Below are 22,658 nucleotides of genomic sequence, written 5' to 3'. Positions count from 1 at the left end.
TAGCGACGTTGTATTAATGGTGGCTACGACGGGATTCGAACCTGTGACCCCATCATTATGAGTGATGTGCTCTAACCAGCTGAGCTACGTAGCCACTCGTGAGCGAGACAATATAAACCTTCGCGCTCTTAGTGACAAGCCCTTTTTGTGAAAGGCTTAACACATTAAATATGGCAGGGCTACCTGGATTCGAACCAGGGAATGGCGGCATCAAAAGCCGCTGCCTTACCGCTTGGCGATAGCCCTACAGCTATAGCTTAACGCTATAAATAATGGTGCGGACGGAGAGACTTGAACTCTCACACCTTGCGGCGCCAGAACCTAAATCTGGTGCGTCTACCAATTCCGCCACGTCCGCATCTATTCCTAAACACTTTCGTAAAAGCAGTTAGGAATGGTGGCTACGACGGGATTCGAACCTGTGACCCCATCATTATGAGTGATGTGCTCTAACCAGCTGAGCTACGTAGCCATACCTTATTTTGTTCTTTCCGATTCGTTGCCTTATCGTCGGGAACGGCGCGCATTATGCGAAGTTGAGACAAAGGCGTCAATAGTTTTTTTGAATAAATCCTCAGAAATCAACTGTTCGGTTTCTTTTTAAACAAAGAGGCGTGTTAATGATCGAAAAGTGATAACAAACCAACGCTCGAAGCGTGGTTTAATTTGCAACTTTGTTGGGATAAAACAAAAAAGCCAGCGAAATGGCTGGCTTTTAAAGTCAAAGACTTGGAGTAATATTACACGTTGAAGCGGAAGTGGATAACATCGCCATCTTTAACGATGTATTCTTTGCCTTCCAAACGCCATTTACCGGCATCTTTCGCGCCATTTTCGCCGTTGTAGGTAATGAAATCATCATAGCCTACGACTTCTGCGCGGATAAAACCTTTTTCGAAGTCTGTGTGGATTTTACCTGCTGCTTGAGGTGCGGTTGCCCCCACAGGAATAGTCCAAGCGCGAACTTCTTTAACACCTGCAGTAAAGTAGGTGTGTAGCGTTAGCAGTTCATAGCCTGAACGGATCACACGGTTTAGGCCCGGCTCTTCGATGCCCATGTCAGCAAGAAACTCTTCGCGATCTTCATCGTCTAGTTCAGAAAGCTCAGACTCGATAGCTGCACAGACAGGCACAACCACGTTGTTTTCTTTGTCTGCGAACTCGCGAACCGCGTCTAGGTAAGGGTTATTTTCGAAACCATCTTCATTGACGTTGGCAATGTACATTGTTGGCTTCAGAGTCAGGAAGTTTAGGTAGCCGATTACTGCCAACTCTTCTTTAGATAGCTCAACTGTACGTGCCATTCCACCTTCAGTTAGGATAGGTAGCAGTTTCTCAAGAACAGTCAGTTCAAACTTCGCGTCTTTATCGCCGCCTTTGGCTTTTTTCGCATTACGTTGAATTGCGCGTTCACATGCGTCGAGATCCGCCATTGCAAGCTCAAGGTTGATAACCTCGATGTCTTCAATCGGTGAAACTTTACCTGCCACGTGAACGATGTTTTCGTTCTCAAAGCAACGTACTACGTGACCAATTGCGTCAGTTTCACGGATGTTGGCTAGGAACTTGTTGCCCAAGCCTTCACCACGAGAAGCGCCCGCGACCAAACCTGCGATATCAACGAATTCCATCGTTGTCGGCAGAATCTTTTGTGGGTTTACGATTTTTGCTAGTGCATCTAAACGTAGATCCGGTACAGGAACAACGCCTGTGTTTGGCTCGATAGTACAGAACGGAAAGTTAGCCGCTTCGATGCCAGCTTTGGTGAGTGCGTTAAACAGAGTTGATTTACCAACGTTTGGTAGTCCAACGATGCCACATTTAAAACCCATGATAGTAACCTTATTCAGCTTTGAACGTGTGTAAACGGTTTTGTGCTTTTGAAAGGCCATCCTTTAGCAGGATGTCTAAACAGCGCACAGATTCGTCTGCGGCTGCTTCAATAAGCTCTTGTTCTTTTGCCGGTGCTTTGCCTAATACAAAGCCGGCGACTTTATCTTTGTGCCCAGGATGGCCAATGCCAATCCGTAAGCGATAGAAATCTTTGCAATTGCCAAGCTTGCTGATGGTATCACGTAGGCCATTGTGCCCCCCATGACCCCCACCTTTTTTAAACTTAGCGACACCCGGAGGTAAGTCCAACTCATCGTGTGCGATCATGATCTCTTCTGGTGTGATCTGGTAAAACTTTGCCATCGCAGCAATGGATTTACCTGAGAGGTTCATAAAGGTCGTCGGGATGAGTAAGCGAAGATCCTGACCATTAACCATGATACGTCCGGTTAAACCGAAAAATTTAGCTTCGTCTTTAAGCGTGACGTTATGAATACGTGCAAGCTCTTCGACCACCCAAGCGCCCGCATTATGGCGAGTTTTGGCATGTTCAGGTCCTGGGTTGGCTAGGCCGACAAGAAGTTTAATTGGCTGACTCAAGGTTCGGATCTCTCTTGGAATCTCAAAAAGCGCGGTATGATAGCACACAATTCTCATCTCGGGCGAGGTGAGAAAACTTAAGGCGAGTGAAAATAAAACAACACCCCGAGAATGGGGTGTTGTTGTCAATGCTTAATCGAGCTATCGATTAGTTAAACATGGCTGAGATTGACTCTTCGTTGCTAATACGACGAATAGCTTCAGCTAACATGCGAGAGAGGCTTAGGCAGGTAACTTTACCTGTTGCTTCCATCTCTTTAGGCAGTGTGATTGAGTCAGTAACGATGACTTGATCAAGAACTGAGTTGCCAATGTTCTGCGCTGCATTACCTGAGAAAACAGCGTGAGTTGCGTAAGCAAATACTCGCTTCGCACCGCGTTCTTTCAGCGCTTCCGCAGCTTTACATAGTGTGCCACCTGTATCGATCATATCGTCAACGATGACACAGTCGCGACCTTCAACATCACCGATGAGGTTCATCACTTCAGAAACGTTAGCACGTGGGCGACGTTTATCAACGATAGCAATATCGATATCACCTAACGCTTTTGCCGTTGCACGAGCACGTACCACACCACCAAGGTCAGGAGAAACCACCACTGGGTTTTCTAGGCCACGAGCGTGCATATCTTCAAGCAGTACAGGCGTACCGAAGATGTTGTCTACTGGTACATCGAAGAAGCCTTGGATTTGCTCTGCGTGAAGATCGATAGTCAGAACGCGGTCAACACCAACGTTAGAAAGGAAATCCGCAACAACTTTTGCAGTGATAGGCACACGAGCAGAACGTACACGACGGTCTTGGCGTGCATAACCGAAGTAAGGGATAACTGCAGTAATACGGCCCGCTGAAGCGCGGCGCATTGCGTCAATCATCACTACAAGTTCCATTAGGTTGTCGTTAGTTGGTGCACAAGTTGATTGGATAATGAAAACATCACTACCACGAACGTTCTCGTTGATTTGAACAGCGACTTCGCCATCAGAAAAACGTGAAACACTTGCATCACCAAGAGAGATGTAGAGACGATCAGCAATACGTTGGGCTAGTTCAGGTGTAGCGTTACCAGCAAATAGCTTCATATCAGGCACGGTGGAAACCTCAGGGTTGCGTCCAGTTTTTAAATTGATTGTGTGTGGGCTAAGCATACTTAGCCAATGTCTCATGTAAAGGTGAGACATTCTTGCCTTTTGCCACGAAGGCAGAGACAGTGTCTGGCAGTTTCCCAAGAGCAGATACAGCTTCGTTCTTGCTCGAAAATTCAGCAAAAACGCATGATCCTGTCCCGGTCAACCGCGACGGCGCGTATTGTAGCAGCCATGAAAGTTGCTTATCAACCTCTGGGTACAGCATTCGGACAATTTTTTCGCAATCGTTTTCGTAATTATTGTCAAGAAGTGTTGCCAGCGCACGTTTTGGTGTGTTCCTAGTCAGCTTTGGGTGGTTAAAGATATCTGCAGTTGCAATTGACACGTTAGGACGAACGACTAGATACCAGTTCTCAGCAGGCTCTGCTTTGGTTAATTCCTCACCGACACCCTCTGCAAATGCGGCAAACCCGCGTGTAAATACCGGCACATCGGCGCCGAGCTTTAAGCCAATTTTGGCCAGTTCATCATCAGACAACTTGGTTTGCCATAGATGGTTGAGGGCAACCAAGGTGGTGGCCGCATTTGATGAGCCTCCTCCAATACCACCGCCCATAGGCAGCACTTTATTCAGTTCGATATGCGCCCCAAGGCAACAATCGGCGGCGTTTTGCAAAGCGGTTGCTGCTTGCCAAATGAGATTGTCGTGCAGTGTCACGCCAGGAATGTCGGGCGAGAGCGTTATCTGACCGGATTGATTGGCGGTAATCGTGAGCTCATCACCGTGATCAAGAAACTGAAACAGGGTTTGTAATTCATGATAGCCGTTATCTCTACGTCCAGTGATGTAAAGGAAAAGATTAAGTTTTGCTGGCGAAGGCCAGTGAGTGGTTTCAGTGATCATTGGTTAACCGTCCACTTAGTTATCACAATATTGATCGAAATATCGCCTTGAGTAAGCTTAAGTTTTCTCGGCAACGGCAATAGTGTCGCTTGGTGTTGAACGTCTTGATAGGCGAGGTAGTCCAATTGCCACGTTTGGCCCGCGACGCGTTTAGTCAGGGACGCGAGTGTATCCGTTTGATTAAGTTGATAAGCATCCGCGGCGGTCGGGCGACCCAGTAACCATTCATTCAATAACTCGACAGGCAGAGTGAGCCCCGTTAATTGGTGAATAAGCGCCTGCGCGGATTGTGCGCTAAATTGTTGGTCATCATAGGTTTCTACCAATGCTCCATCGGGCGTCACTTTAAGCGCCAACGCCGTCTGGCCAAGAAAAGTCGTCATGCGCAGTTGCGTTAGTTGCGCTGAATAAGACCATTGAAAATTAAGCGACTGTCTCTGTTGTGGTGAGAGGTAGCCCAACTTACCTACGGCTTGGTATTGTTGAATACTGGCTAATCTTTGTTGATGGGTTTGCCACTCAACATTGGTGGTACTATCGAGCGTTGTACAACCGGTGAGATACAGTAGCCCTGCAGTGAGCATGAGCAGCGAGCGAAAAAATTGAGTCATTGCTGATTATTTATCCAGTTTTGCCCAAGGTTGGTCCTTACTATATCACCGAAATCACGAACTCTAGAAAACATATCCGCTTTCCCCTTTCAATAAACGGGGCCATCAAGTAAAATTCCGACCTCATTTATCCGTCGCGTGATTCAGAGAAACTAAAATTCATGTCTTTGCTTGCTATAGGTATCAACCATAATACGGCCACTGTCGAACTGCGTGAAAAGGTCGCGTTTGGTCCGGATAAGCTACCTCAAGCACTAGAGCAGCTCAGTCAAAACTTGATGGTAAACGGTAGTGTTATCATTTCGACTTGTAACCGTACTGAAATTTACTGTGATGTAAAAAGTGGCGGCAAAAGTAAAATCATTGATTGGTTGTCTCAATTCCATCAAGCGAGCGCCGAAGAGCTTAAACCCAGTTTATACGTTTATGAAGAACAGGCAGCGATTCGTCATTTGATGCGCGTCTCGTGTGGTCTTGACTCTTTGGTATTGGGTGAGCCGCAGATTCTAGGACAGGTCAAGCAGGCCTATGCCGATTCCCGTCAACATCAGGCCGTCGATTCGGCGATGGATAAGTTGTTTCAAAAAGCGTTTTCGGTCGCCAAACGCGTGCGGACCGAAACCGATATCGGTGGTAATGCCGTTTCCGTTGCCTACGCAGCTTGCACCTTAGCGAAACACATATTTGAATCGATAGAGAAATCGACAGTACTGCTGGTTGGTGCTGGCGAGACGATAGAGTTGGTCGCAAAGCACCTTGCTGGTAATGGCTGTAAAAAGATGATCGTCGCGAACCGAACCAAAGAACGTGCTTTACCGTTGGCAGAGCAGTTTGGCGCAGAAGTGATTGGTTTGCCCGAGATCCCCGAGCACCTGCCAAAAGCAGACATTGTGATCAGTTCAACCGCAAGTCCACTGCCTATTATCGGTAAAGGCATGGTGGAAAGTGCACTTAAAGCACGACGTCATCAACCTATGTTGTTAGTAGATATTGCCGTACCGCGCGACATTGAATCGCAAGTGGGTGAGCTAAATGATGTTTACCTTTACACGGTTGATGATCTTCAATCGATCGTCGACAGCAATATTGAACAGCGTAAGATAGAAGCGATTCAGGCAGAGGCGATCGTCAGTGAAGAGAGCGCCGCGTTTATGTCTTGGGCTCGCTCCTTACAAGCGGTCGACAGCATTCGTGAATACCGCCAATCGGCCAACGAAATACGCGAAGAACTGCTAACGAAAAGTTTACAATCTCTAGCTGCGGGCGCTGATGCCGAGAAAGTCCTGCTAGAGTTGAGCAACAAGCTCACCAACAAGCTTATTCACGCTCCGACTCGAGCACTGCAAAGTGCGGCCGAGAAGGGCGAACCAGCAAAGCTTGCCATTATTCGACAAAGTCTAGGTCTGGAAAACTCTTAGCATTAAGAGCGACCGACTTTAATAACCCCTTGAGTTAAAGAAAACTATGAAAGCCTCTATTTTAACTAAGCTAGAAACATTGGTTGAGCGTTATGAAGAAGTTCAACACCTCCTTGGCGACCCTGATGTTATCGGTGACCAAAATAAATTCCGTGCGTTGTCAAAAGAGTACTCTCAGCTCGAGGAAGTTACCAAGTGTTTCCAAGCATACCAGCAAGCACAAGAAGACTTAGCCGCGGCGGAAGAAATGGCCAACGAAGATGACGCTGAAATGCGTGAGATGGCTCAAGAAGAGATCAAAGAAGCGAAAGCGACAATCGAGCAACTCAGCGCTGATCTACAAATTCTATTATTGCCAAAAGACCCTAACGATGACCGCAACTGTTTCCTAGAAATTCGCGCAGGTGCGGGTGGCGATGAAGCGGGGATTTTTGCCGGTGATCTGTTCCGTATGTACAGCCGATTTGCCGAGAAAAAAGGATGGCGCATTGAGGTCATGTCTTCAAACGAGTCAGAGCACGGTGGCTACAAAGAGATGATTGCTAAAGTCTCTGGTGATGGTGCGTATGGCGTACTTAAGTTTGAGTCCGGTGGTCATCGTGTCCAACGTGTTCCAGCGACTGAATCTCAAGGTCGAGTGCATACTTCGGCGTGTACTGTCGCTGTTATGGCAGAAGTTCCAGAAGCAGAAATCCCAGAAATTAAAGCGGCTGACCTTAAAATTGATACCTTCCGTGCTTCAGGCGCAGGTGGTCAGCACGTTAACACCACTGACTCTGCCATTCGTATTACTCACTTACCGACGGGTACGGTAGTTGAGTGTCAGGATGAACGTTCTCAGCATAAAAACAAAGCCAAAGCGATGGCGGTTCTTGCGGCTCGTATTATCCAAGCTGAAGAAGCAAAACGTGCGGCTGAAGTTTCAGATACACGTCGTAACTTGCTAGGCTCTGGTGACCGTAGTGACCGTATTCGCACTTATAACTACCCGCAAGGGCGTGTTTCTGACCATCGCATCAACTTGACTATCTACCGTCTTAATGAAGTGATGGAAGGGGATTTAGTGAGCCTGATTGACCCTGTGATTCAGGAGTATCAAGCGGATCAGCTTGCTGCCCTAGCCGACAATAATTAAATCGATGTCGTCTCAACGCAGTGTTGAACAAACACTTAAGTACGCCGCTCAGCAACTGATCGAGAGCGGCAGTGATTCGCCCTCTCTTGATGCCGCGGTGCTACTTTGCCACGCGCTAGATAAGCCGCGTTCGTTTTTGCTCACTTGGCCAGAGAAAATTTTGTCGGCTGAGCAATTGGCTGATTTCAATGCGCTGCTAATTCGTCGATGTCAGGGAGAGCCTGTCGCCTATATTATTGGTGAACGTGAGTTTTGGTCATTGCCACTTAAAGTGTCACCGAGTACCTTAATTCCACGCCCTGATACAGAACGCTTAGTCGAGATTGCATTAGAAAAAGCATCAGATAATCAAGGAGATATTCTTGATTTAGGGACGGGGACGGGGGCAATCGCTTTAGCGTTGGCCTCTGAATTACCAGAGCGACAAGTTTGGGGGATTGATCTTAAACCAGACGCTCAGCAATTAGCCCAATCAAATGCGGCAAGACTCGCAATACCCAACACCCGCTTTCTGTCGGGCAGTTGGTTCGAGCCCATTCCTGATGGTACAAAGTTTGCTTTGATTGTTTCAAATCCTCCTTATATCGAAAAAGAAGATCCTCATCTGACTCAAGGTGATGTGCGCTTCGAACCATTGAGTGCGCTTGTCGCGGATGACAATGGTCTTGCCGATATTAGACACATTGCGACGCAAGCTCGTCAGTTCCTTATGTTACAAGGTTGGCTGTTGTTTGAGCATGGCTTTGAGCAGGGGGCGAGCGTCAGGGAATTACTGGTTTCACTGGGCTACGGTAACGTGGCTACCTACAAGGATTATGGTGACAATGACCGAGTAACGATTGGTCAATACTCGCCACAAACGTAAGAGAGAAAAATAATGTACGAAGGTTTAAAGCACTTCCACCTCCTGACGATTGCTATTAGTGCAACGTTATTATCGGTTCGTTTTGCACTCATGATGGCTAACTCGCCAATACTGGAAAAGAAGTTTTTTAAGGTATTCCCTCATATCAATGACACCTTCCTTTTGCTGTCAGGCATCATGTTGATTGTGGTCACAGGTTTCATACCTTTCACGGCTTCAGCACCTTGGTTGACGGAAAAAATCACTTGTGTATTGGCTTATATTGCCCTTGGCTTCTTTGCCCTGAAACTCGGTAAGAACAAACTGCTCAAAACCTTTTCCTTCTTCGGTGCCTTGGGGTGGTTAGCGATGGCAGGGAAAGTCGCGGTGACTAAAACACCAATGTTCTTTGGCTAGTAGTGATGGTTTAAGAGGGTATAACAAGCCGTATGTTTGAGTTATTTGATGAAGACTTTGATGCAATGGAACTGGCTGAAGGTGCGCTCGTTTTAAATAAAGCGATCAATCCTCATACCCAAGATGCTTGGGCTCAATCGGAGCTAAACCGTTTACTGCAAGAAGCAGAGTTGCTGTTGGTTAACGAAACTAATGAGCAGCAACGATTTGCTGCGCTGCTAAGAGTGTTCTACCACGAGTGGGGCTTTTGTGGCGATCGCGAAAGCTACTTTCACTCAGATAATGGTTTCATTGATAAAGTGCTCGAAAGTCGCAAAGGTATTCCTGTGAGCCTAGGGGCTATTTTGTTGTTTGTGGCGCGAAAACTTGGTTTCCCACTGGTTGGGGTGACTTTTCCCACTCAGTTTTTGCTCAAATTAGAATGGCACAACCAAAAGCCGCTCTATATCAACCCGTTTAATGGTGAGTATGTTTCACAGCATACTTTAACCGCTTGGCTGATTGGCCATAAAGGGCCGCTAGCAAAACTCAAGTCTCAACACTTGGTGCAAACTGACAACCCAACCGTCATTGGTCGCTGGTTAGCGCTACTCAAAAGTGCCCTACTGCGTGAAGAGCGCTATACTTTGGCACTAAAGTGTACCGATCTTGCTCTAACGTTCGTTCCCGATGATCCGTATGAGATTCGTGACCGCGGGTTTATCTATCAACAACTAGATTGTCACCAAGTGGCACTGTCTGATTTCCAGTATTTTATTGATCAGTGCCCAGATGACCCAGCAGCCGAACTATTAAAGAATCAAGTCACTGCCATGAGTAGTACTCAGGTGACGTTACATTAAGTCCAACACTCAACGGTTGGCATCACATCGAAATAGAGAGAATAAAATGGAACAGAAAATTGTTCACGTTGGTGACATTCCGGTAGCGAACGACAAGCCATTCACGTTATTTGCGGGTATGAATGTGCTTGAGTCACGCGATCTTGCGATGCAAATTTGTGAGTACTACGTCAAAGTGACGGAAAAACTGGGTATCCCATACGTATTCAAAGCGTCGTTTGATAAAGCGAACCGCAGCTCTGTGCACTCTTATCGTGGCCCAGGCTTGGAAGAAGGTATGAAGATCTTTCAAGAGCTTAAAGATACCTTCGGCGTTAAAATTATTACCGATGTACATAATGAAGCTCAGGCACAACCTGTTGCTGAAGTGGTTGATGTGATTCAATTGCCGGCTTTTCTTGCACGTCAAACCGATTTAGTTGAAGCGATGGCGAAAACGGGCGCTGTGATCAATGTTAAGAAGCCTCAGTTCATGAGCCCTGGCCAAGTGGGTAACATCGTTGAGAAGTTTGCCGAATGTGGCAACGAAAACATCATTTTATGTGAGCGTGGCTCTTGCCATGGTTACGACAATCTAGTGGTCGACATGCTAGGTTTTGGTGTGATGAAGAAAGCAACGAATGGTAGCCCGGTTATTTTTGATGTGACGCACTCTCTGCAAATGCGCGATCCTTCAGGCGCCGCTTCAGGTGGCCGTCGTGAGCAAACTGTAGAGCTGGCTAAATCGGGTTTAGCAACTGGGATTGCTGGTCTATTTATTGAGGCGCACCCAAATCCAGATCAGGCACGCTGTGATGGACCATCGGCATTACCTTTGGACAAGCTTGAGCCGTTCTTAGCGCAAATGAAAGCACTTGATGACCTGATTAAGGGTTTTGACCATATCGATATCAAGTAATCAACACGCTTTGATTAGGGCTGGTCATGACCAGTCCTTTTTTATGCCTGTTAGTGTCAGTTAATTGACCATGTTATCGAACCTTGTTGAGTAAACGCTAACCCTCACACTCCCGCCCTATATCCGCTCAGCTCACAGTGAAACGATTGCCTGTGATCGTTTATTGACTCAATTGCAACTTTGACGCTTTGTTACACATTTGGGGTAATTTTATGGTGATCAATCCGACATAAATATGAAATCAGTCTGTCATGTCACTAATGTTAATTTAAACTAGCTCAAGTTTTACTGCTCGCATCGCACTTTTTTTCGCAAGTACGTCTATTCAATTGAGAGCAGTATAAAAAAGCAGTGGCAATCCTATAAGCTCAAAAGGTATGACAATGAAGCAAGGCCTGATCGTAAAAAGCGCAATTAGCGCAGCAATTTTGGCAACTCTCGCTGGTTGTGCGACAGCACCTCAGCATGAGTGGGAAGCAGACAAAACTTATAAGTTGACCGTTCTACACACTAATGACCATCACGGTCGTTTTTGGCAGAACAAATACGGCGAGTACGGAATGGCGGCACGTAAGACTCTTATTGATGAGTTGCGTGCTGACATCGAAGCTGAAGGTGGCGTTTCGCTACTACTATCAGGCGGTGATATCAACACAGGTGTACCTGAGTCTGATCTGCAAGATGCAGAACCTGACTTTAAAGGTATGACCAAAATTGGTTACGACGCGATGGCGTTGGGCAACCATGAGTTCGATAATCCTCTCGACGTATTGTTTAAGCAGAAAGAGTGGGCTGATTTCCCAATGTTGTCTGCCAATATTTACGACAAGGCAACTGGCGAACGTATGTTCCAGGCCTACCAAATCTTCGATAAACAAGGCATCAAGATCGCGGTTATTGGTCTAACGACAGAAGACACGGCGAAAATTGGTAACCCTGAATTCATTGGTGGCATCGATTTTCGTGATCCGAAACAAGAAGCGAAAAAACTGATCGCTGAACTGGAAGAGACCGAAAAACCAGATCTGATCTTCGCGGTGACGCACATGGGGCACTACGAAGATGGCAAACGTGGCATTAACGCACCAGGCGATGTCGCTCTTGCTCGCTACCTAAACGAAGGTTCTCTCGATATGATCGTCGGTGGTCACTCTCAAGAGCCAGTGTGTATGGAAGCGCCAAATGTTGTTAAACAGAACTTCAAGCCTTCTGATGAGTGTAAGCCAGATATGCAAAACGGCACTTACATCGTTCAGGCGCATGAATGGGGCAAGTACGTAGGTCGTGCCGATTATGAATTCCGTAACGGTGAACTAGAAATGGTCAGCTACGACCTTATTCCGGTTAACTTGAAGAAGAAAATTAAAGTCGACGGTAAGAGCCAACGTGTTCTGATTGAAGATGAAATTGCACAAGATCAAGAGTTGCTAGAGTTCTTGCGTCCATACCAAGAGCAAGGTCAAGCGCAGTTGAACGTTAAGATTGCTGAGACCAATGGCAAGCTTGAGGGTGACCGTAACGTGGTTCGTTTCGAGCAAACTAACCTAGGCCGTCTCATCGCAACTTCTCATATGGAACGTGCAAAAGCAGACTTTGCCGTCATGAACTCGGGTGGTGTACGTGATTCAATTGAAGCGGGTGATGTTACTTACAAAGACGTGCTGACCGTTCAACCTTTCGCTAATATTCTGACTTACACTGATATGACAGGTAAAGAAGTGTTGGACTACCTAAACGTAGTCGCGACTAAACCGGTTGATTCAGGTGCTTACGCTCAGTTTGCTGGCATCTCGATGACGGTTGCTGACGGCAAAGTGTCGAACGTATTTATTGGTGGCAAGCAGTTGCGTCTTGATGAGACTTACCGCTTCACGGTGCCAAGCTATAACGCTGCAGGTGGCGATGGTTACCCTAAACTAAGCGATCATCCAGGCTACGTGAATACTGGCTTTGTTGATGCCGAAGTACTGAAAGAGTATCTAGAAGCAAACAGCCCAGTTGACGTAAACAAGTATGCTCCTTCTGGCGAGATGATGTACAAGTAAGTTGACTCTAACTTGTAAAAGTCTTTAATCTAAAGCGCCACTCATTCGAGTGGCGTTTTTTGTATGCCTTGTTTGAAGGAGGGAGTATGACTCCAGCAATTAATCTCGCCAAAAAGAAAAAAGTCCCTCATGAGATTCATCAGTACCAGCATGATTCGCGTGCCGAAAGCTATGGATTAGAAGCGGCAGAAGTGCTGGGCCAAGATCCAGCGAAGGTGTTTAAGACGTTGCTTTTTAGTCTCAATGGGGAAGCTAAGAATTTGGCTGTCGCGATCATCCCTGTCGATCAAAAGTTAAACCTCAAACTGGCAGCCAAAGCGGCGCAGGCTAAAAAGGCTGAGATGGCGGATGCGGATATCGCACAAAAAATAACGGGATACGTTGTTGGCGGTATTAGTCCGCTTGGACAGAAGAAAGCTCTGCCAACCTTCATCCATCAAAGTGCATTAACACAAGGTACTATTTGTGTCAGTGCGGGTAAGCGAGGGCTAGAGATTGAATTAGCACCGCAAGACCTTGCAGCATTAACCAGAGCACAGTTTGTTGAGTTGTGTATGTGAGTTTAAGGGCGTGAATCGCAGCTAAGTGTTTAAAGAGACCAAAAAGAAGGGTTGACGCATAGACGTCAACCCGAAAAATTTAACTCGAAACTCGAAACTCGAAACTCGAAACTCGAAACTCGAAACTCGATTATCTCACTTCTTCTTCCATTTGCGCATTGTCGACAACGTGATTTTCACCAAGCTCTTGCGGTAGTACAAGGTTAAGCACAATCGCAACGATACCACATAGGCTGACACCTTGTAGGCTAAACTCGCCAATGCCAAAGGCCATGCCACCGATACCAAATACAAGTGTAATGGCAACAATAACTAAGTTGCGAGATTTGTGCAGATCCACGTTGTTCTTGATCAGTGTATTCAGGCCAACGGTGGCGATAGAACCAAACAGCAAAATCATAATTCCGCCCATGACTGGCATTGGAATGGTTTGCAGTGCTGCGCCCAGCTTACCGACTAGTGCAAGAACAATCGCCGTCACGGCTGCCCATGTCATGATGACAGGGTTGAACGCCTTGGTTAGCATCACCGCCCCAGTAACTTCTGAATAGGTGGTGTTTGGCGGAGCGCCAACCATAGACGCCGCAATCGTTGCTACCCCGTCACCGGTGATAGTGCGATGCAATCCCGGCTTCTTGAGGTAGTTCTTGCCAGTAACATTTGAAATCGCCAACATATCACCAACGTGTTCGACCGCTGGTGCAATCGCAACAGGGATCATAAACAGAACGGCGTTGATGTTGAATTCAGGCAGAGTAAAGTTAGGCATCGCCAACCAAGCGGCTTGATGAACCGGCGTAAAGTCTACAATACCGTAAGCCAAGCTCAGGGCGTAACCGACCACGATACCACCCAAGATAGGGGTCAGCTTAAGGAAGCCTTTGGCAAAAACACTTAGCCCTATAGTGGTTAGAAGAGACGCGCCAGCAATAATGAGTGAGGCGTCAGCATCGATCAATTGTGTACCATCACCACCTTTACCTAGTGCCATGTTGACTGCGACAGGGGCCAAACCAAGACCAATTACCATAATCACTGGGCCAACAACAACGGGTGGCAGTAATTTATGAATGATTTCAACTCCACGCACTTTAATCAATGCACCCATCGCCACATAAACAAAACCCGCGGTCATAAGGCCACCCATGGTCGCCGGGACACCCCAAGTTTGCACGCCGTATAAAATAGGAGCAATGAAAGCAAAAGAAGAAGCGAGGAAAATAGGCACACTGCGACGAGTGATGATTTGGAAAATAAGGGTACCGACACCAGCACCAAAAAGTGCCACACTAGGATCAAGCCCGGTTAATAGCGGCACCAACACCAATGCACCAAACGCAACGAAGAGCATTTGTGCACCTTGAATGGCATTTCTCATGTTGTTATTCCTTTATCCTTTAGATGGCGAGTCTCAGAGCAACTATCTGCTCAACGAAAATAAAATTCGCGCGATTCTATCACCTTGGCAATCGATTGCAATCTGAACTAGATCAAATGTTCTAGGAATAGATGATGACAATGATAAAAGATGGTATTGGATTACGCAGAGTTTCGATGGATAAGTGAGGGGTTTTGTTGCTCCGGTAGCGATAGTTGCTTATCATCGTACCTTAACGTTGAAAAAGCGGATTTTAGGAATTCTATGCGTCATATAGCACTGTTTGTTTTAGGGCTGATTGCTCTACCTGCCATGGCCTTAACCAATGTCGACTTGTATCGCAGTGAAGTTGTGATTGACCCGTCGGCTCACAACGCGGATGTCCAAGCGCGCGTGGAAGGTATGAAAGAGGTACTGATCAGAGCCTCTGGTGACGTCAATGCGCCAGAAAATGAAGTGGTCAAGAAAGCACTTGGCCAAAGTGCTCAGTACTTAGCGCAATTGAGTTACGGGCAGTCTGCTGATCAGCAAACATTAAAAATGGTGTTTAGCGCACCACATATTCGCTCTTTGCTTAGTCAAGCACAGTTGCCAATGTGGTCTGCTGCGCGGGCCAATGTGTTGGTTTGGCTTGTTGAAGAACAAACAGAGCGTAACATCATTTGGGAGCATTCACCGTCGGCGATATTCGATCAGATAAAATCCCGAGCTCAGCAGCGCGGTTTACCTTTGACGGTGCCGGTTGGTGATTTCGATGATATCACTGGTGTGGCGGTTTCCGATCTTTGGGGTGGGTTTATCCAACCTGTTGGTGAGGCGAGCAAGCGTTATCCAGTTGATGCTGTGTTAGTGGTCAAAGCGCAAGGCAATAACCTGCGTTGGACACTTTACGACCAAAAGCCGGCGACGATTGGTATTACTCGTCAAGCACCTTTGTCGGGCACAAATAACGGCAGCGACGCGGCGAGTAAAATGATTGATCAGCTTAGTGATTACTTTGCTAGCAAGAGCGCCGTTATTGTGGCCAGTGAATCATCACAAGCCATTAAGGTTCGTTTTACCGAGCTTAATGATGCAGTAAGCTTTTTTACCTTGGAAAATCAGCTTAAATCGCTCAGTTCAGTGGCGTCTTTGGATATTCTTAAGATTCAAGGCAACCAGGTGACGTTTAATGTCCATCTGTTATCTTCAGAACAAGAATTTAAGCAGGAAGTGAGTCGTCTTAGTGATGTGATGCCGCTAGAAAGTATCACCGAAACACCACCAGTGGTTGCGCCGGAGCCAAGCATTGAAGTGCCAAGCGACAATCTTACCGAGCCACAAGCAACGACTGACAATGAGGCGCTCACGCCCCAGGCTTTGCCAACAACGCCCGTGCTTGAAGTGATACCTGCAGAAATGATCATGCAATTCGAGTGGCAGGGGCAGCCTTATGTCATGCCTACCCCAGCAATAGAGACTGAGTCTACAGAGCCCGAGTCGGAATCCAGCGTTTTAACCCGCTAGTTCAGCAACACAAACATCAATAAAAAGGTCTGGCACTGCCAGACCTTTTTTGAATTTTGCGTGTTTGACTCTCGAAACAAATATTAATGCTCCTTGGACTCAAAGCGCGCTTGCTCTTCTTTTTCGACTTTCGATAGGCGTTTGAGCTTTAGGCCCAACTCTTTTCCTCGAGCTCGGGCATAAAGAATATTGCCAGCAAATGCTGCTGTAGTGAGTAGCAGCTCGACAACGGCTAACCAACGCTCGCCATTATCGACGTAAAGAAGGGTAAAAGCGTGCAAAAAATAGAGCATCAAGACAAAATTGGCCCAAGCGTGGGTATAGGGCTTTCCGACTAAAATGCCAGGCAGCGGCAGCAACAGTGGGATGGCCCAGGCTATCGCCAATGTGGTACTGCTGATATGCGGATGCGGTGAAAGAGACATTTGCCACAGCACTATCCACGCCAAGAGCGCTAAATTGCCAAACAGTGCCAACAAGCGGTAAAGCTTGGTGGTGGGTTGCATCGCTTGCATTTAATCTTCCTTCGTTTTTAATGCGGTTCGAGCCAGTCTTTTTCCGAGTTGCTGGGCTAATTCTATTTCATCTGCGGTTAAGCTTGAGCCATGTTGTGCAACCGAGGTCGCGCCATACGGTGTGCCACCCGATTGAGTCGAATGTAATTTTGGCTCAGAATAAGGGATTCCTAAGATCATCATGCCATGGTGAAGTAGCGGCAGCATCATACTTTGCAACGTAGTTTCTTGTCCGCCATGTAAGCTTGACGATGAACTGAACACACAAGCTGGCTTATCGATCAGATCGCCTGCAATCCACAGCGGGGTTGTTTTGTCCCAGAAGTGTTTAAGCGGTGCCGCCATATTGCCGAACCACACAGGGCTGCCCATGGCGAGAGCGTCACACTGTTTCAATTCTGCTAGCGATAGAACAGGATCAGCCGCCGGGGTTTCGTTATCAATTTCAGCAACGGTGCGCAGCAGAGCCTCGCAGTTTGGAATCGACTCAACTCCGCGTGCGATCTGCCTTGCGAGTGATTGCGTTGCGCCATGACGGCTATAGTAAAGAATGACAACTTGGCCGATCATAAGATCTCTAATACTTGCTCTGGTGGACGGCCATGTCTGGCTTTGCCATTAGCGACCACAATCGGGCGCTCAATCAATTTAGGGTGTTCTGCCATGGCTTTAAACAGTGTCTCATCGTCGGCCGATTTGAGTTCGAGCTGTTTATAAATCTCTTCTTTGGTACGCATCATGTCACGAACATCAGTGATTTCGAGCTGCGTCATTAAGGTTTTAAGTTCATCGACACTAGGTGGCGTCTCCAAGTATGTGATCACCTGTGGATGTACATTATTGACTTCAAGTAGTGTCAATGTCTGACGACTTTTTGAGCAGCGAGGGTTGTGGTATATCACGACTGACATAGTGAATCTCCGAGTATTATTTATTGTAGTGCCAAGAATCGGTCACGTTGCACCATGAGTTGGTCAATCCGCGCATCATATCTGGCTTGTTTTAAGCTTCCAAGTTCAGCGAGTTGACTAGCTTGAGTGTAATATTGGATAGCTTTGTTCCAGTTGGCCTTAAGGGCAAGAATCTCTGCTCGAGCAGCTAAGTCTTCATCACTGATCCCTAAGTTGATATTAGCATCCGAGAGTAAGCTCCAACCATTAATGTCATTAGGATAATCATGGGTGTAGCGTTGCAGTACTTTAATCGCCTGCTCGTTTTTATCTTGCTGAATCAGAGCATTTGCATAATTAATGCTTAGTACTGGGTTATTGGGCGCCGACTTGAGTGCGCTAGCCAACAAGGATTGGGCTTGTTCTGCTTGATTTAGTCCGATATACACATCGGACATAGCATCAAGATAGAAACGATTGTCTGGGTCTTGTTTTAACAAGCGCTGTAAAATAACACTCGCCTTCTCATACTCTTTATTGTCGAGCAGGACCAGGGCTTTGCCATACTGAAACGCCACTTTAACAGTCGGTTGGGCGCTCTTTTCGGTACGGACGAACCAATCGTTGGCCGCTTTGCCATCAATGCCAGCATAACGAGCCACAATACGCGCTCGCGCTAAATGATAGTTTAATGACGGATCGACCCGACGCGCTGGATAGTTTTGTGCTCGAGCGCGACTATCGGTAACGCGGTCTTCTGGTAATGGGTGAGTGAGCAGCATGGGTGGTGGTTTGCTTGCATAGCGGTATTCATCAGCAAGGCGACCAAAGAAGCGTGGCATGGCATTGACATCAAACCCTGCACTGGCCAAGGTACTAATACCAAAGCGATCTGCTTCTTTTTCGTTGCTGCGTGTGTAGTTGATTTGGCCTTGAATATTGCCTGCAGTTGCAGCCGTCATGGCCGCCATTCCCGCTTCCGGTGCGGCAATCGCAAGCAATAGCGCGCCCACAAGAGCTGCCATGTTCGCGGGTGAGCGACGAGCTTGATCTTCCATGCTTCTGGCTAAGTGGCGCTGAGTGACGTGGGCAATTTCATGTGCCACAACAGAAGCTAACTCACTTTCGCTTTGTGCATGAAGAAACAGCCCTGAGTGGAGGGCCACATAGCCACCAAAAAAGGCAAACGCATTAATATTGCGATCGCGGATCATAAAAAAAGTAAACGGGGTTTTGACATCTGACGCGTTGGCAACCAGTCGATGGCCTAGGCTCTCTATATATTCATTAAGGACCGGATCGCTAACGATCGGTTGGCTGCTGCGCAGCATTCGCATGTAGGCATCGCCGTACTGAATTTCTTGGGCAATGGTTAATGTGCTGCTGGCCGTGGTACCAATATCTGGAAGATCTAAGCTGTTAGCTTGTACTGGTATCGGAGTGCTTAACGCGGCTGCTATAGATAAGCAGACCAATGAACGCGTACGTTTAAACATAGATGAACGATGATGCTCCCTTGAGTTCTTTTCCATCACACACTGGTTTATACAGCGATGATTATAGGCTTGGACACCATACCACAGCAAAGGTTTCCTCGCGCCACAACAGTGAATTTGACTTGGTTGTCAAAATTGGTCAGAACAGTGTACTACGATGACTATTTGCACTGACGCTTAGAAAAAAACACTATACAATATCCAACGGTAATAATAAGCATCGAGCCACAGAATGGAACCGAATATTTTGGATTTACGCCATCAACGTTGCCCATTGGCACTGTTACTTGCTAAACGTCACACAAATGGCCTGCAGCAGGGGACCAATATCGACATTCTTATCTCTGATCCGAGCTCGATGCGTGATATTACGCGTTATCTTCAACAGCACGCATTCACGCTTAGTTGTGAAGAAACAGAAGGTTACTATCGTATGCAAGTCACTAAGGAATCTTGTTGAATGTTTGAAATGGTGAGTCGTTGGTATAAGCGACGTTTTTCTGATCCACACGCAGTAAGTCTTGTTGCGATTCTTCTGTTTGGCTTTATTACCATCTACTTCTTTGGCAACTTGATTGCGCCATTGCTAGTGGCCATTGTCTTGGCGTACTTGTTAGAGTGGCCCGTTGTTCAGCTCTGCCGGATAGGAATACCACGCACGCTGTCAGTGCTGGTGGTGATCCTTGGTTTCATTAGTTTAATGTTGGTCGCCATCTTTGGTTTAGTGCCAACGATTTGGCATCAGGTTGGCAATTTGATTAACGATATTCCGAGTATGTATGGCGGCCTGCAAGAGTTTATCGCGCAGGTACCACATCGTTACCCAGAACTGGAAAACCTCAAGATTGTCGAGTCCTTGGTGACCAATGCGAAAAACCAAGTAATTAATATGGGTGAAACGGTAGTTAAAGGTTCGCTAGCCTCTTTAGTCAGTATTGCGACTTTGGCCGTCTACTTAATTTTAGTGCCGCTGCTAGTGTTTTTCTTACTTAAAGATAAGCGCGAAATGATTGAGATGGCGAGTGGCATGCTACCGCGTAATCGTCGCTTGGCATACAAAGTGTGGTATGAGATGAATGATCAAATCTCAAATTACATTCGCGGCAAGGTGATGGAGATTTTAATCGTTGGTGGCGTTAGCTACATCACGTTTGCCATTCTTGACTTACGTTACTCGGTATTATTAGCTGTGGCGGTCGGTTTATCTGTGTTGATTCCTTATATCGGTGCTGCTGCGGTGACGGTACCTGTTGCGATTGTGGGCTTATTCCAATGGGGATTAACACCACAATTCTACTGGCTGCTGATTGCGTACGGCATCATTCAGGCGCTTGACGGTAATGTCTTAGTCCCTGTGCTGTTTTCCGAAGCGGTTAACTTACACCCGGTGGCGATCATTGTTGCGGTGCTGGTTTTCGGTGGACTTTGGGGCTTTTGGGGCGTCTTTTTTGCGATTCCACTGGCCACTTTAGTTAAAGCTGTATGGAATGCACTGCCAAGTCACGAAGAAGAAGCCGCTGGATAATTACTTTCTAATTAGCCAATTAGCTGCATATGAAGCCTTAAAGCACTGCTTTTGAGGCTTTTTTTTGTGCCAGAGTTGGCATTTTTGACTAATATGGAATTTACTTAAGTAAGGAAATGTAAAAAACTTCTTAAGGAAAGGTTAGGCTGGGCGATAACTATATTAACTATTATAACAATAAGCTTGCTGACTAATTGAGGGAAGATATGAAATTTAGCCAAAAAATCGTTGCGGCTTCATCTGCACTACTCTTAGTCACAGTAACTCTGTTGTCGATTCAGCAACTAAGTACTGTGAAAAAAGAAGTAGAGGCACTTGTCGATACTAGCCTCACCGAAATGGTGAAAGGGGTTAAAAATACCGTAACATCAGAAATGGACAGTAAAAAGTCTTTAGCTCAGTCAACGACGGAAGTGATTGAACTTGATCCACAAAATCGCCAACGAGTTAAAGATATTCTAGAAAAGCCAGAGCTTAAAGGTAGCTTCCTGGCGGTTGGTTTTGGCTATGAAGCCGATGGCTTTGTGGTTGAGAATGATGATGGCTGGGAAGCCGGGCCAGATTACGACCCACGTATCCGCCCATGGTACAAAGACGCTAAGGCGCAAGGCACCTTGGTTGTCACGGCCCCTTATATTGATGTGTCATCGAAGAAAGTCATTATTTCTGTCGGCACACCGGTTAAAGAAAATGGCAAATTTATAGCTGGTATGTTCTATGATTTAGAACTCGGTGGTTTGGCCGATTTAGTTAACAGCGTCAACTTGTTAGATGCAGGTTACCTCTTTATTGTCACGGCTGACGGTACAACAATTGCTCACCCAGACTCGGCGAATAATGGTGAAAACCTCACCAAGTATCTCCCGCAAGCGAGAGTTCAGGCGGGTAATCAGCGTTTTGAACAAGAGGGTAAAAAACTGCTGGTACACTTTACAGAAGTCCCGTCTGAAAACTGGTATATCGGCGCGGTCGTTGATGAAGATATTGCTTTTGCCGCCGTCACGGATATGCGCAACAGTTCCATTTTGTATGTCGTGATTGGGGTTATCCTCAGCGTCGTCGTACTGAGCTTCTTAATCAAAGCTCTGATGCGTCCGCTTGCTGTGCTTAACGATGCAATTAAGGATGTTGCGTCTGGACAAGGGGATCTAACTAAACGTTTAGATACCAACACAGACAAAGAGTTTGCCGAGTTAGCTGAGGGGTTCAATACCTTTACCGAAACTTTGCAGAAACAGTTACAACAATCAAAAGCGATTGGCGCTGAAATCCTGCGTGGCACGGAAATGACGGTCAGTGGTGTGCAAGAGTCGGCAACGGCAATGCGTAGTCAGCTTGAAGAGCTAGAACAGCTCGCAACTGCTATGAACGAAATGGCGGTCACGGCGACAGAGGTTGCCAATAATGCTCAGGGCGCCGCTGCCGCTGCAAAAGAAGCCGATGATGCCACCATTGATGGCTCATCTGTAGTAAGTCAAACCACTGTCTCGATAGACAACTTGTCTGCTCGTATTGATCAAGCGGTTGAAGAAGTTCACGGTTTAGAGTCGGCAACGGCCAACATCGAAACCATTTTGAAAGTCATCAACGACATTGCCGATCAAACCAACTTATTGGCACTGAATGCGGCAATTGAAGCGGCGCGTGCCGGTGAGTCTGGTCGCGGTTTTGCGGTAGTGGCGGATGAAGTGCGTACTCTTGCCCAACGAACACAAGAGTCAACAACAGAAATTCGTAACATGATCGAGCAGTTGCAAGCTGGTGCAAGCTCCGTTTCGGCAGCGATGACAGAGAGTAAAAACACCGCGATTGATGCCGTGGATAAAGCGCAAGCCGCTGATGGTGCATTGCAGCGTATTCGAGAAGCTATTCAGCGCATTAGTGATATGAATATGCAGATTGCTTCGGCGGCTGAAGAACAAAGTTTGGTCGCAGAAGAGATCAACAGTAACACCGTTAAAATAAAAGACCTGTCGACACAAGTAGCAGAGTCGGCTGAAAACTCAAATATCGCCATGCAAGTACAGACGGAAAATGTACGCGAGCAAGATGCGATTTTGAATAAATTTATCGTCTAAGCACTGAAGAGAAAAAGAACGCCAGCACGTATTGCTGGCGTTTTATTGGTTGGACAAATGAAAGAAACAGCGA

22 protein-coding genes and 4 tRNA genes are annotated in these 22,658 nt (G+C 46.7%); 12 read left to right on the top strand and 14 right to left on the bottom strand.

The features are described 5' to 3' along the window. Positions 1-17: 17 nt before the first annotated feature. From BS19_RS02220 to lolB, 9 genes are all read right to left on the bottom strand, one after another. Positions 18-94: transfer RNA gene (locus BS19_RS02220), tRNA-Met, on the bottom strand. 77 nt (positions 95-171) lie between these two features. Beyond that, positions 172-246, bottom strand: a tRNA-Gln gene (locus BS19_RS02215). 27 nt (positions 247-273) lie between these two features. After that, positions 274-358 (bottom strand) — tRNA-Leu (locus BS19_RS02210). A gap of 37 nt (positions 359-395) precedes the next feature. Then, positions 396-472: transfer RNA gene (locus BS19_RS02205), tRNA-Met, on the bottom strand. A gap of 268 nt (positions 473-740) precedes the next feature. Continuing rightward, positions 741-1,832 carry a redox-regulated ATPase YchF gene (ychF, locus tag BS19_RS02200; RefSeq protein WP_038173050.1) on the bottom strand — a complete coding sequence of 364 codons (1,092 nt, stop codon included), beginning with the start codon at positions 1,830-1,832 and terminating at the stop codon, positions 741-743. Between the two features lie 10 nt (positions 1,833-1,842). Further along, positions 1,843-2,433 (bottom strand): aminoacyl-tRNA hydrolase, encoded by a 591-nt coding sequence (gene pth / locus BS19_RS02195; RefSeq protein ID WP_038173075.1) that lies wholly within the window; start codon positions 2,431-2,433, stop codon positions 1,843-1,845. Between the two features lie 148 nt (positions 2,434-2,581). Continuing rightward, on the bottom strand, positions 2,582-3,526 hold the full coding sequence (locus BS19_RS02190; RefSeq protein ID WP_038173074.1) for a ribose-phosphate pyrophosphokinase: 945 nt from the start codon (positions 3,524-3,526) through the stop codon (positions 2,582-2,584). A 49-nt stretch (positions 3,527-3,575) separates the two neighbouring features. Then, positions 3,576-4,427, bottom strand: a complete 852-nt coding sequence (gene ispE / locus BS19_RS02185) for a 4-(cytidine 5'-diphospho)-2-C-methyl-D-erythritol kinase (protein ID WP_038173048.1) — start codon at positions 4,425-4,427, stop codon at positions 3,576-3,578. Then, positions 4,424-5,038 carry a lipoprotein insertase outer membrane protein LolB gene (gene lolB / locus BS19_RS02180; protein WP_038173047.1) on the bottom strand — a complete coding sequence of 205 codons (615 nt, stop codon included), beginning with the start codon at positions 5,036-5,038 and terminating at the stop codon, positions 4,424-4,426. The genes ispE and lolB overlap by 4 nt, the downstream gene beginning before the upstream one ends. Positions 5,039-5,199: 161 nt before the next feature. On the opposite strand from lolB, the gene hemA reads away from it, so the two are divergent. From hemA to ybaK, 8 genes are all read left to right on the top strand, one after another. Beyond that, a complete protein-coding gene (gene hemA / locus BS19_RS02175) occupies positions 5,200-6,456 on the top strand; it encodes a glutamyl-tRNA reductase (RefSeq protein WP_038173046.1) in 1,257 nt (418 codons plus the stop codon). Between the two features lie 46 nt (positions 6,457-6,502). Further along, positions 6,503-7,591, top strand: coding sequence for a peptide chain release factor 1 (gene prfA, locus BS19_RS02170; RefSeq protein WP_038173045.1), 1,089 nt, complete (start codon positions 6,503-6,505; stop codon positions 7,589-7,591). A 4-nt stretch (positions 7,592-7,595) separates the two neighbouring features. Beyond that, positions 7,596-8,456 (top strand): peptide chain release factor N(5)-glutamine methyltransferase, encoded by an 861-nt coding sequence (gene prmC, locus BS19_RS02165; protein ID WP_038173044.1) that lies wholly within the window; start codon positions 7,596-7,598, stop codon positions 8,454-8,456. 12 nt (positions 8,457-8,468) lie between these two features. Beyond that, positions 8,469-8,852, top strand: coding sequence for a SirB2 family protein (locus BS19_RS02160; protein ID WP_038173043.1), 384 nt, complete (start codon positions 8,469-8,471; stop codon positions 8,850-8,852). A gap of 32 nt (positions 8,853-8,884) precedes the next feature. Further along, positions 8,885-9,694: a SirB1 family protein gene (locus BS19_RS02155; RefSeq protein ID WP_038173042.1), complete on the top strand. Its 810-nt coding sequence runs from the start codon at positions 8,885-8,887 to the stop codon at positions 9,692-9,694. Between the two features lie 46 nt (positions 9,695-9,740). Beyond that, complete coding sequence (gene kdsA / locus BS19_RS02150) at positions 9,741-10,592, top strand: 3-deoxy-8-phosphooctulonate synthase (protein ID WP_038173041.1); 852 nt, start codon at positions 9,741-9,743, stop codon at positions 10,590-10,592. Between the two features lie 383 nt (positions 10,593-10,975). Next, the gene (ushA, locus tag BS19_RS02145; protein WP_038173040.1) at positions 10,976-12,637 is read left to right on the top strand and encodes a bifunctional UDP-sugar hydrolase/5'-nucleotidase UshA; all 1,662 of its coding nucleotides are present in this window, start codon (positions 10,976-10,978) and stop codon (positions 12,635-12,637) included. A gap of 86 nt (positions 12,638-12,723) precedes the next feature. Continuing rightward, positions 12,724-13,197: a Cys-tRNA(Pro) deacylase gene (ybaK, locus tag BS19_RS02140; protein ID WP_038173039.1), complete on the top strand. Its 474-nt coding sequence runs from the start codon at positions 12,724-12,726 to the stop codon at positions 13,195-13,197. A 130-nt stretch (positions 13,198-13,327) separates the two neighbouring features. Here ybaK and BS19_RS02135 read toward each other — a convergent pair whose 3' ends face one another. After that, positions 13,328-14,575: a uracil-xanthine permease family protein gene (locus BS19_RS02135; protein ID WP_038173038.1), complete on the bottom strand. Its 1,248-nt coding sequence runs from the start codon at positions 14,573-14,575 to the stop codon at positions 13,328-13,330. Between the two features lie 264 nt (positions 14,576-14,839). Here BS19_RS02135 and BS19_RS02130 point away from each other — a divergent pair, with 264 nt between their 5' ends. Further along, positions 14,840-16,081, top strand: coding sequence for a DUF2066 domain-containing protein (locus BS19_RS02130; protein WP_038173037.1), 1,242 nt, complete (start codon positions 14,840-14,842; stop codon positions 16,079-16,081). An 83-nt stretch (positions 16,082-16,164) separates the two neighbouring features. Here BS19_RS02130 and BS19_RS02125 read toward each other — a convergent pair whose 3' ends face one another. Genes BS19_RS02125 through bepA form a run of 4 tightly spaced genes read right to left on the bottom strand, consistent with a single transcriptional unit; the run spans position 16,165 to position 18,982 of the window. Next, positions 16,165-16,596 (bottom strand): DUF2069 domain-containing protein, encoded by a 432-nt coding sequence (locus tag BS19_RS02125; protein ID WP_038173036.1) that lies wholly within the window; start codon positions 16,594-16,596, stop codon positions 16,165-16,167. After that, the gene (wrbA, locus tag BS19_RS02120) at positions 16,597-17,166 is read right to left on the bottom strand and encodes an NAD(P)H:quinone oxidoreductase (protein WP_038173035.1); all 570 of its coding nucleotides are present in this window, start codon (positions 17,164-17,166) and stop codon (positions 16,597-16,599) included. Next, the gene (arsC, locus tag BS19_RS02115) at positions 17,163-17,507 is read right to left on the bottom strand and encodes an arsenate reductase (glutaredoxin) (protein ID WP_038173034.1); all 345 of its coding nucleotides are present in this window, start codon (positions 17,505-17,507) and stop codon (positions 17,163-17,165) included. The genes wrbA and arsC overlap by 4 nt, the downstream gene beginning before the upstream one ends. A gap of 20 nt (positions 17,508-17,527) precedes the next feature. Next, positions 17,528-18,982 carry a beta-barrel assembly-enhancing protease gene (bepA, locus tag BS19_RS02110; protein ID WP_038173033.1) on the bottom strand — a complete coding sequence of 485 codons (1,455 nt, stop codon included), beginning with the start codon at positions 18,980-18,982 and terminating at the stop codon, positions 17,528-17,530. Positions 18,983-19,214: 232 nt separating this feature from the next. Between bepA and BS19_RS02105 the strand changes: the two genes are divergently transcribed. The 3 genes from BS19_RS02105 to BS19_RS02095 all read left to right on the top strand — a co-directional run bounded on the left by BS19_RS02105 (position 19,215) and on the right by BS19_RS02095 (position 22,585). Next, entirely contained in the window at positions 19,215-19,442 is a 228-nt protein-coding gene (locus BS19_RS02105) for a sulfurtransferase TusA family protein (protein ID WP_038173032.1), read from the top strand. Continuing rightward, positions 19,443-20,507 (top strand): AI-2E family transporter, encoded by a 1,065-nt coding sequence (locus tag BS19_RS02100; RefSeq protein WP_038173030.1) that lies wholly within the window; start codon positions 19,443-19,445, stop codon positions 20,505-20,507. A 206-nt stretch (positions 20,508-20,713) separates the two neighbouring features. Then, a complete protein-coding gene (locus BS19_RS02095; protein WP_038173029.1) occupies positions 20,714-22,585 on the top strand; it encodes a methyl-accepting chemotaxis protein in 1,872 nt (623 codons plus the stop codon). The last annotated feature ends 73 nt before the right edge of the window (positions 22,586-22,658 follow it).

Source organism: Vibrio pacinii DSM 19139 (assembly GCF_000711795.1).
GTDB classification, from domain to species: domain Bacteria; phylum Pseudomonadota; class Gammaproteobacteria; order Enterobacterales; family Vibrionaceae; genus Vibrio; species Vibrio pacinii.
Note: the sequence above shows the minus strand (reverse complement) of the source record. Positions and strands in the feature narration are given on the sequence as shown.

Bases quoted from the DNA above. Each gene is read 5' to 3' on its own strand.
- kdsA (WP_038173041.1), top strand. From the start codon at position 9,741: ATGGAACAGAAAATTGTTCACGTTGGTGACATTCCGGTAGCGAACGAC.
- BS19_RS02130 (WP_038173037.1), top strand. From the start codon at position 14,840: ATGCGTCATATAGCACTGTTTGTTTTAGGGCTGATTGCTCTACCTGCC.
- BS19_RS02100 (WP_038173030.1), top strand. From the start codon at position 19,443: ATGTTTGAAATGGTGAGTCGTTGGTATAAGCGACGTTTTTCTGATCCA.
- prmC (WP_038173044.1), top strand. From the start codon at position 7,596: ATGTCGTCTCAACGCAGTGTTGAACAAACACTTAAGTACGCCGCTCAG.
- BS19_RS02125 (WP_038173036.1), bottom strand. From the start codon at position 16,596: ATGCAAGCGATGCAACCCACCACCAAGCTTTACCGCTTGTTGGCACTG.
- ybaK (WP_038173039.1), top strand. From the start codon at position 12,724: ATGACTCCAGCAATTAATCTCGCCAAAAAGAAAAAAGTCCCTCATGAG.
- ychF (WP_038173050.1), bottom strand. From the start codon at position 1,832: ATGGGTTTTAAATGTGGCATCGTTGGACTACCAAACGTTGGTAAATCA.
- BS19_RS02095 (WP_038173029.1), top strand. From the start codon at position 20,714: ATGAAATTTAGCCAAAAAATCGTTGCGGCTTCATCTGCACTACTCTTA.
- BS19_RS02105 (WP_038173032.1), top strand. From the start codon at position 19,215: ATGGAACCGAATATTTTGGATTTACGCCATCAACGTTGCCCATTGGCA.
- wrbA (WP_038173035.1), bottom strand. From the start codon at position 17,166: ATGATCGGCCAAGTTGTCATTCTTTACTATAGCCGTCATGGCGCAACG.
- ushA (WP_038173040.1), top strand. From the start codon at position 10,976: ATGAAGCAAGGCCTGATCGTAAAAAGCGCAATTAGCGCAGCAATTTTG.
- hemA (WP_038173046.1), top strand. From the start codon at position 5,200: ATGTCTTTGCTTGCTATAGGTATCAACCATAATACGGCCACTGTCGAA.
- lolB (WP_038173047.1), bottom strand. From the start codon at position 5,038: ATGACTCAATTTTTTCGCTCGCTGCTCATGCTCACTGCAGGGCTACTG.
- BS19_RS02160 (WP_038173043.1), top strand. From the start codon at position 8,469: ATGTACGAAGGTTTAAAGCACTTCCACCTCCTGACGATTGCTATTAGT.
- arsC (WP_038173034.1), bottom strand. From the start codon at position 17,507: ATGTCAGTCGTGATATACCACAACCCTCGCTGCTCAAAAAGTCGTCAG.
- BS19_RS02135 (WP_038173038.1), bottom strand. From the start codon at position 14,575: ATGAGAAATGCCATTCAAGGTGCACAAATGCTCTTCGTTGCGTTTGGT.
- bepA (WP_038173033.1), bottom strand. From the start codon at position 18,982: ATGTTTAAACGTACGCGTTCATTGGTCTGCTTATCTATAGCAGCCGCG.
- ispE (WP_038173048.1), bottom strand. From the start codon at position 4,427: ATGATCACTGAAACCACTCACTGGCCTTCGCCAGCAAAACTTAATCTT.
- BS19_RS02155 (WP_038173042.1), top strand. From the start codon at position 8,885: ATGTTTGAGTTATTTGATGAAGACTTTGATGCAATGGAACTGGCTGAA.
- prfA (WP_038173045.1), top strand. From the start codon at position 6,503: ATGAAAGCCTCTATTTTAACTAAGCTAGAAACATTGGTTGAGCGTTAT.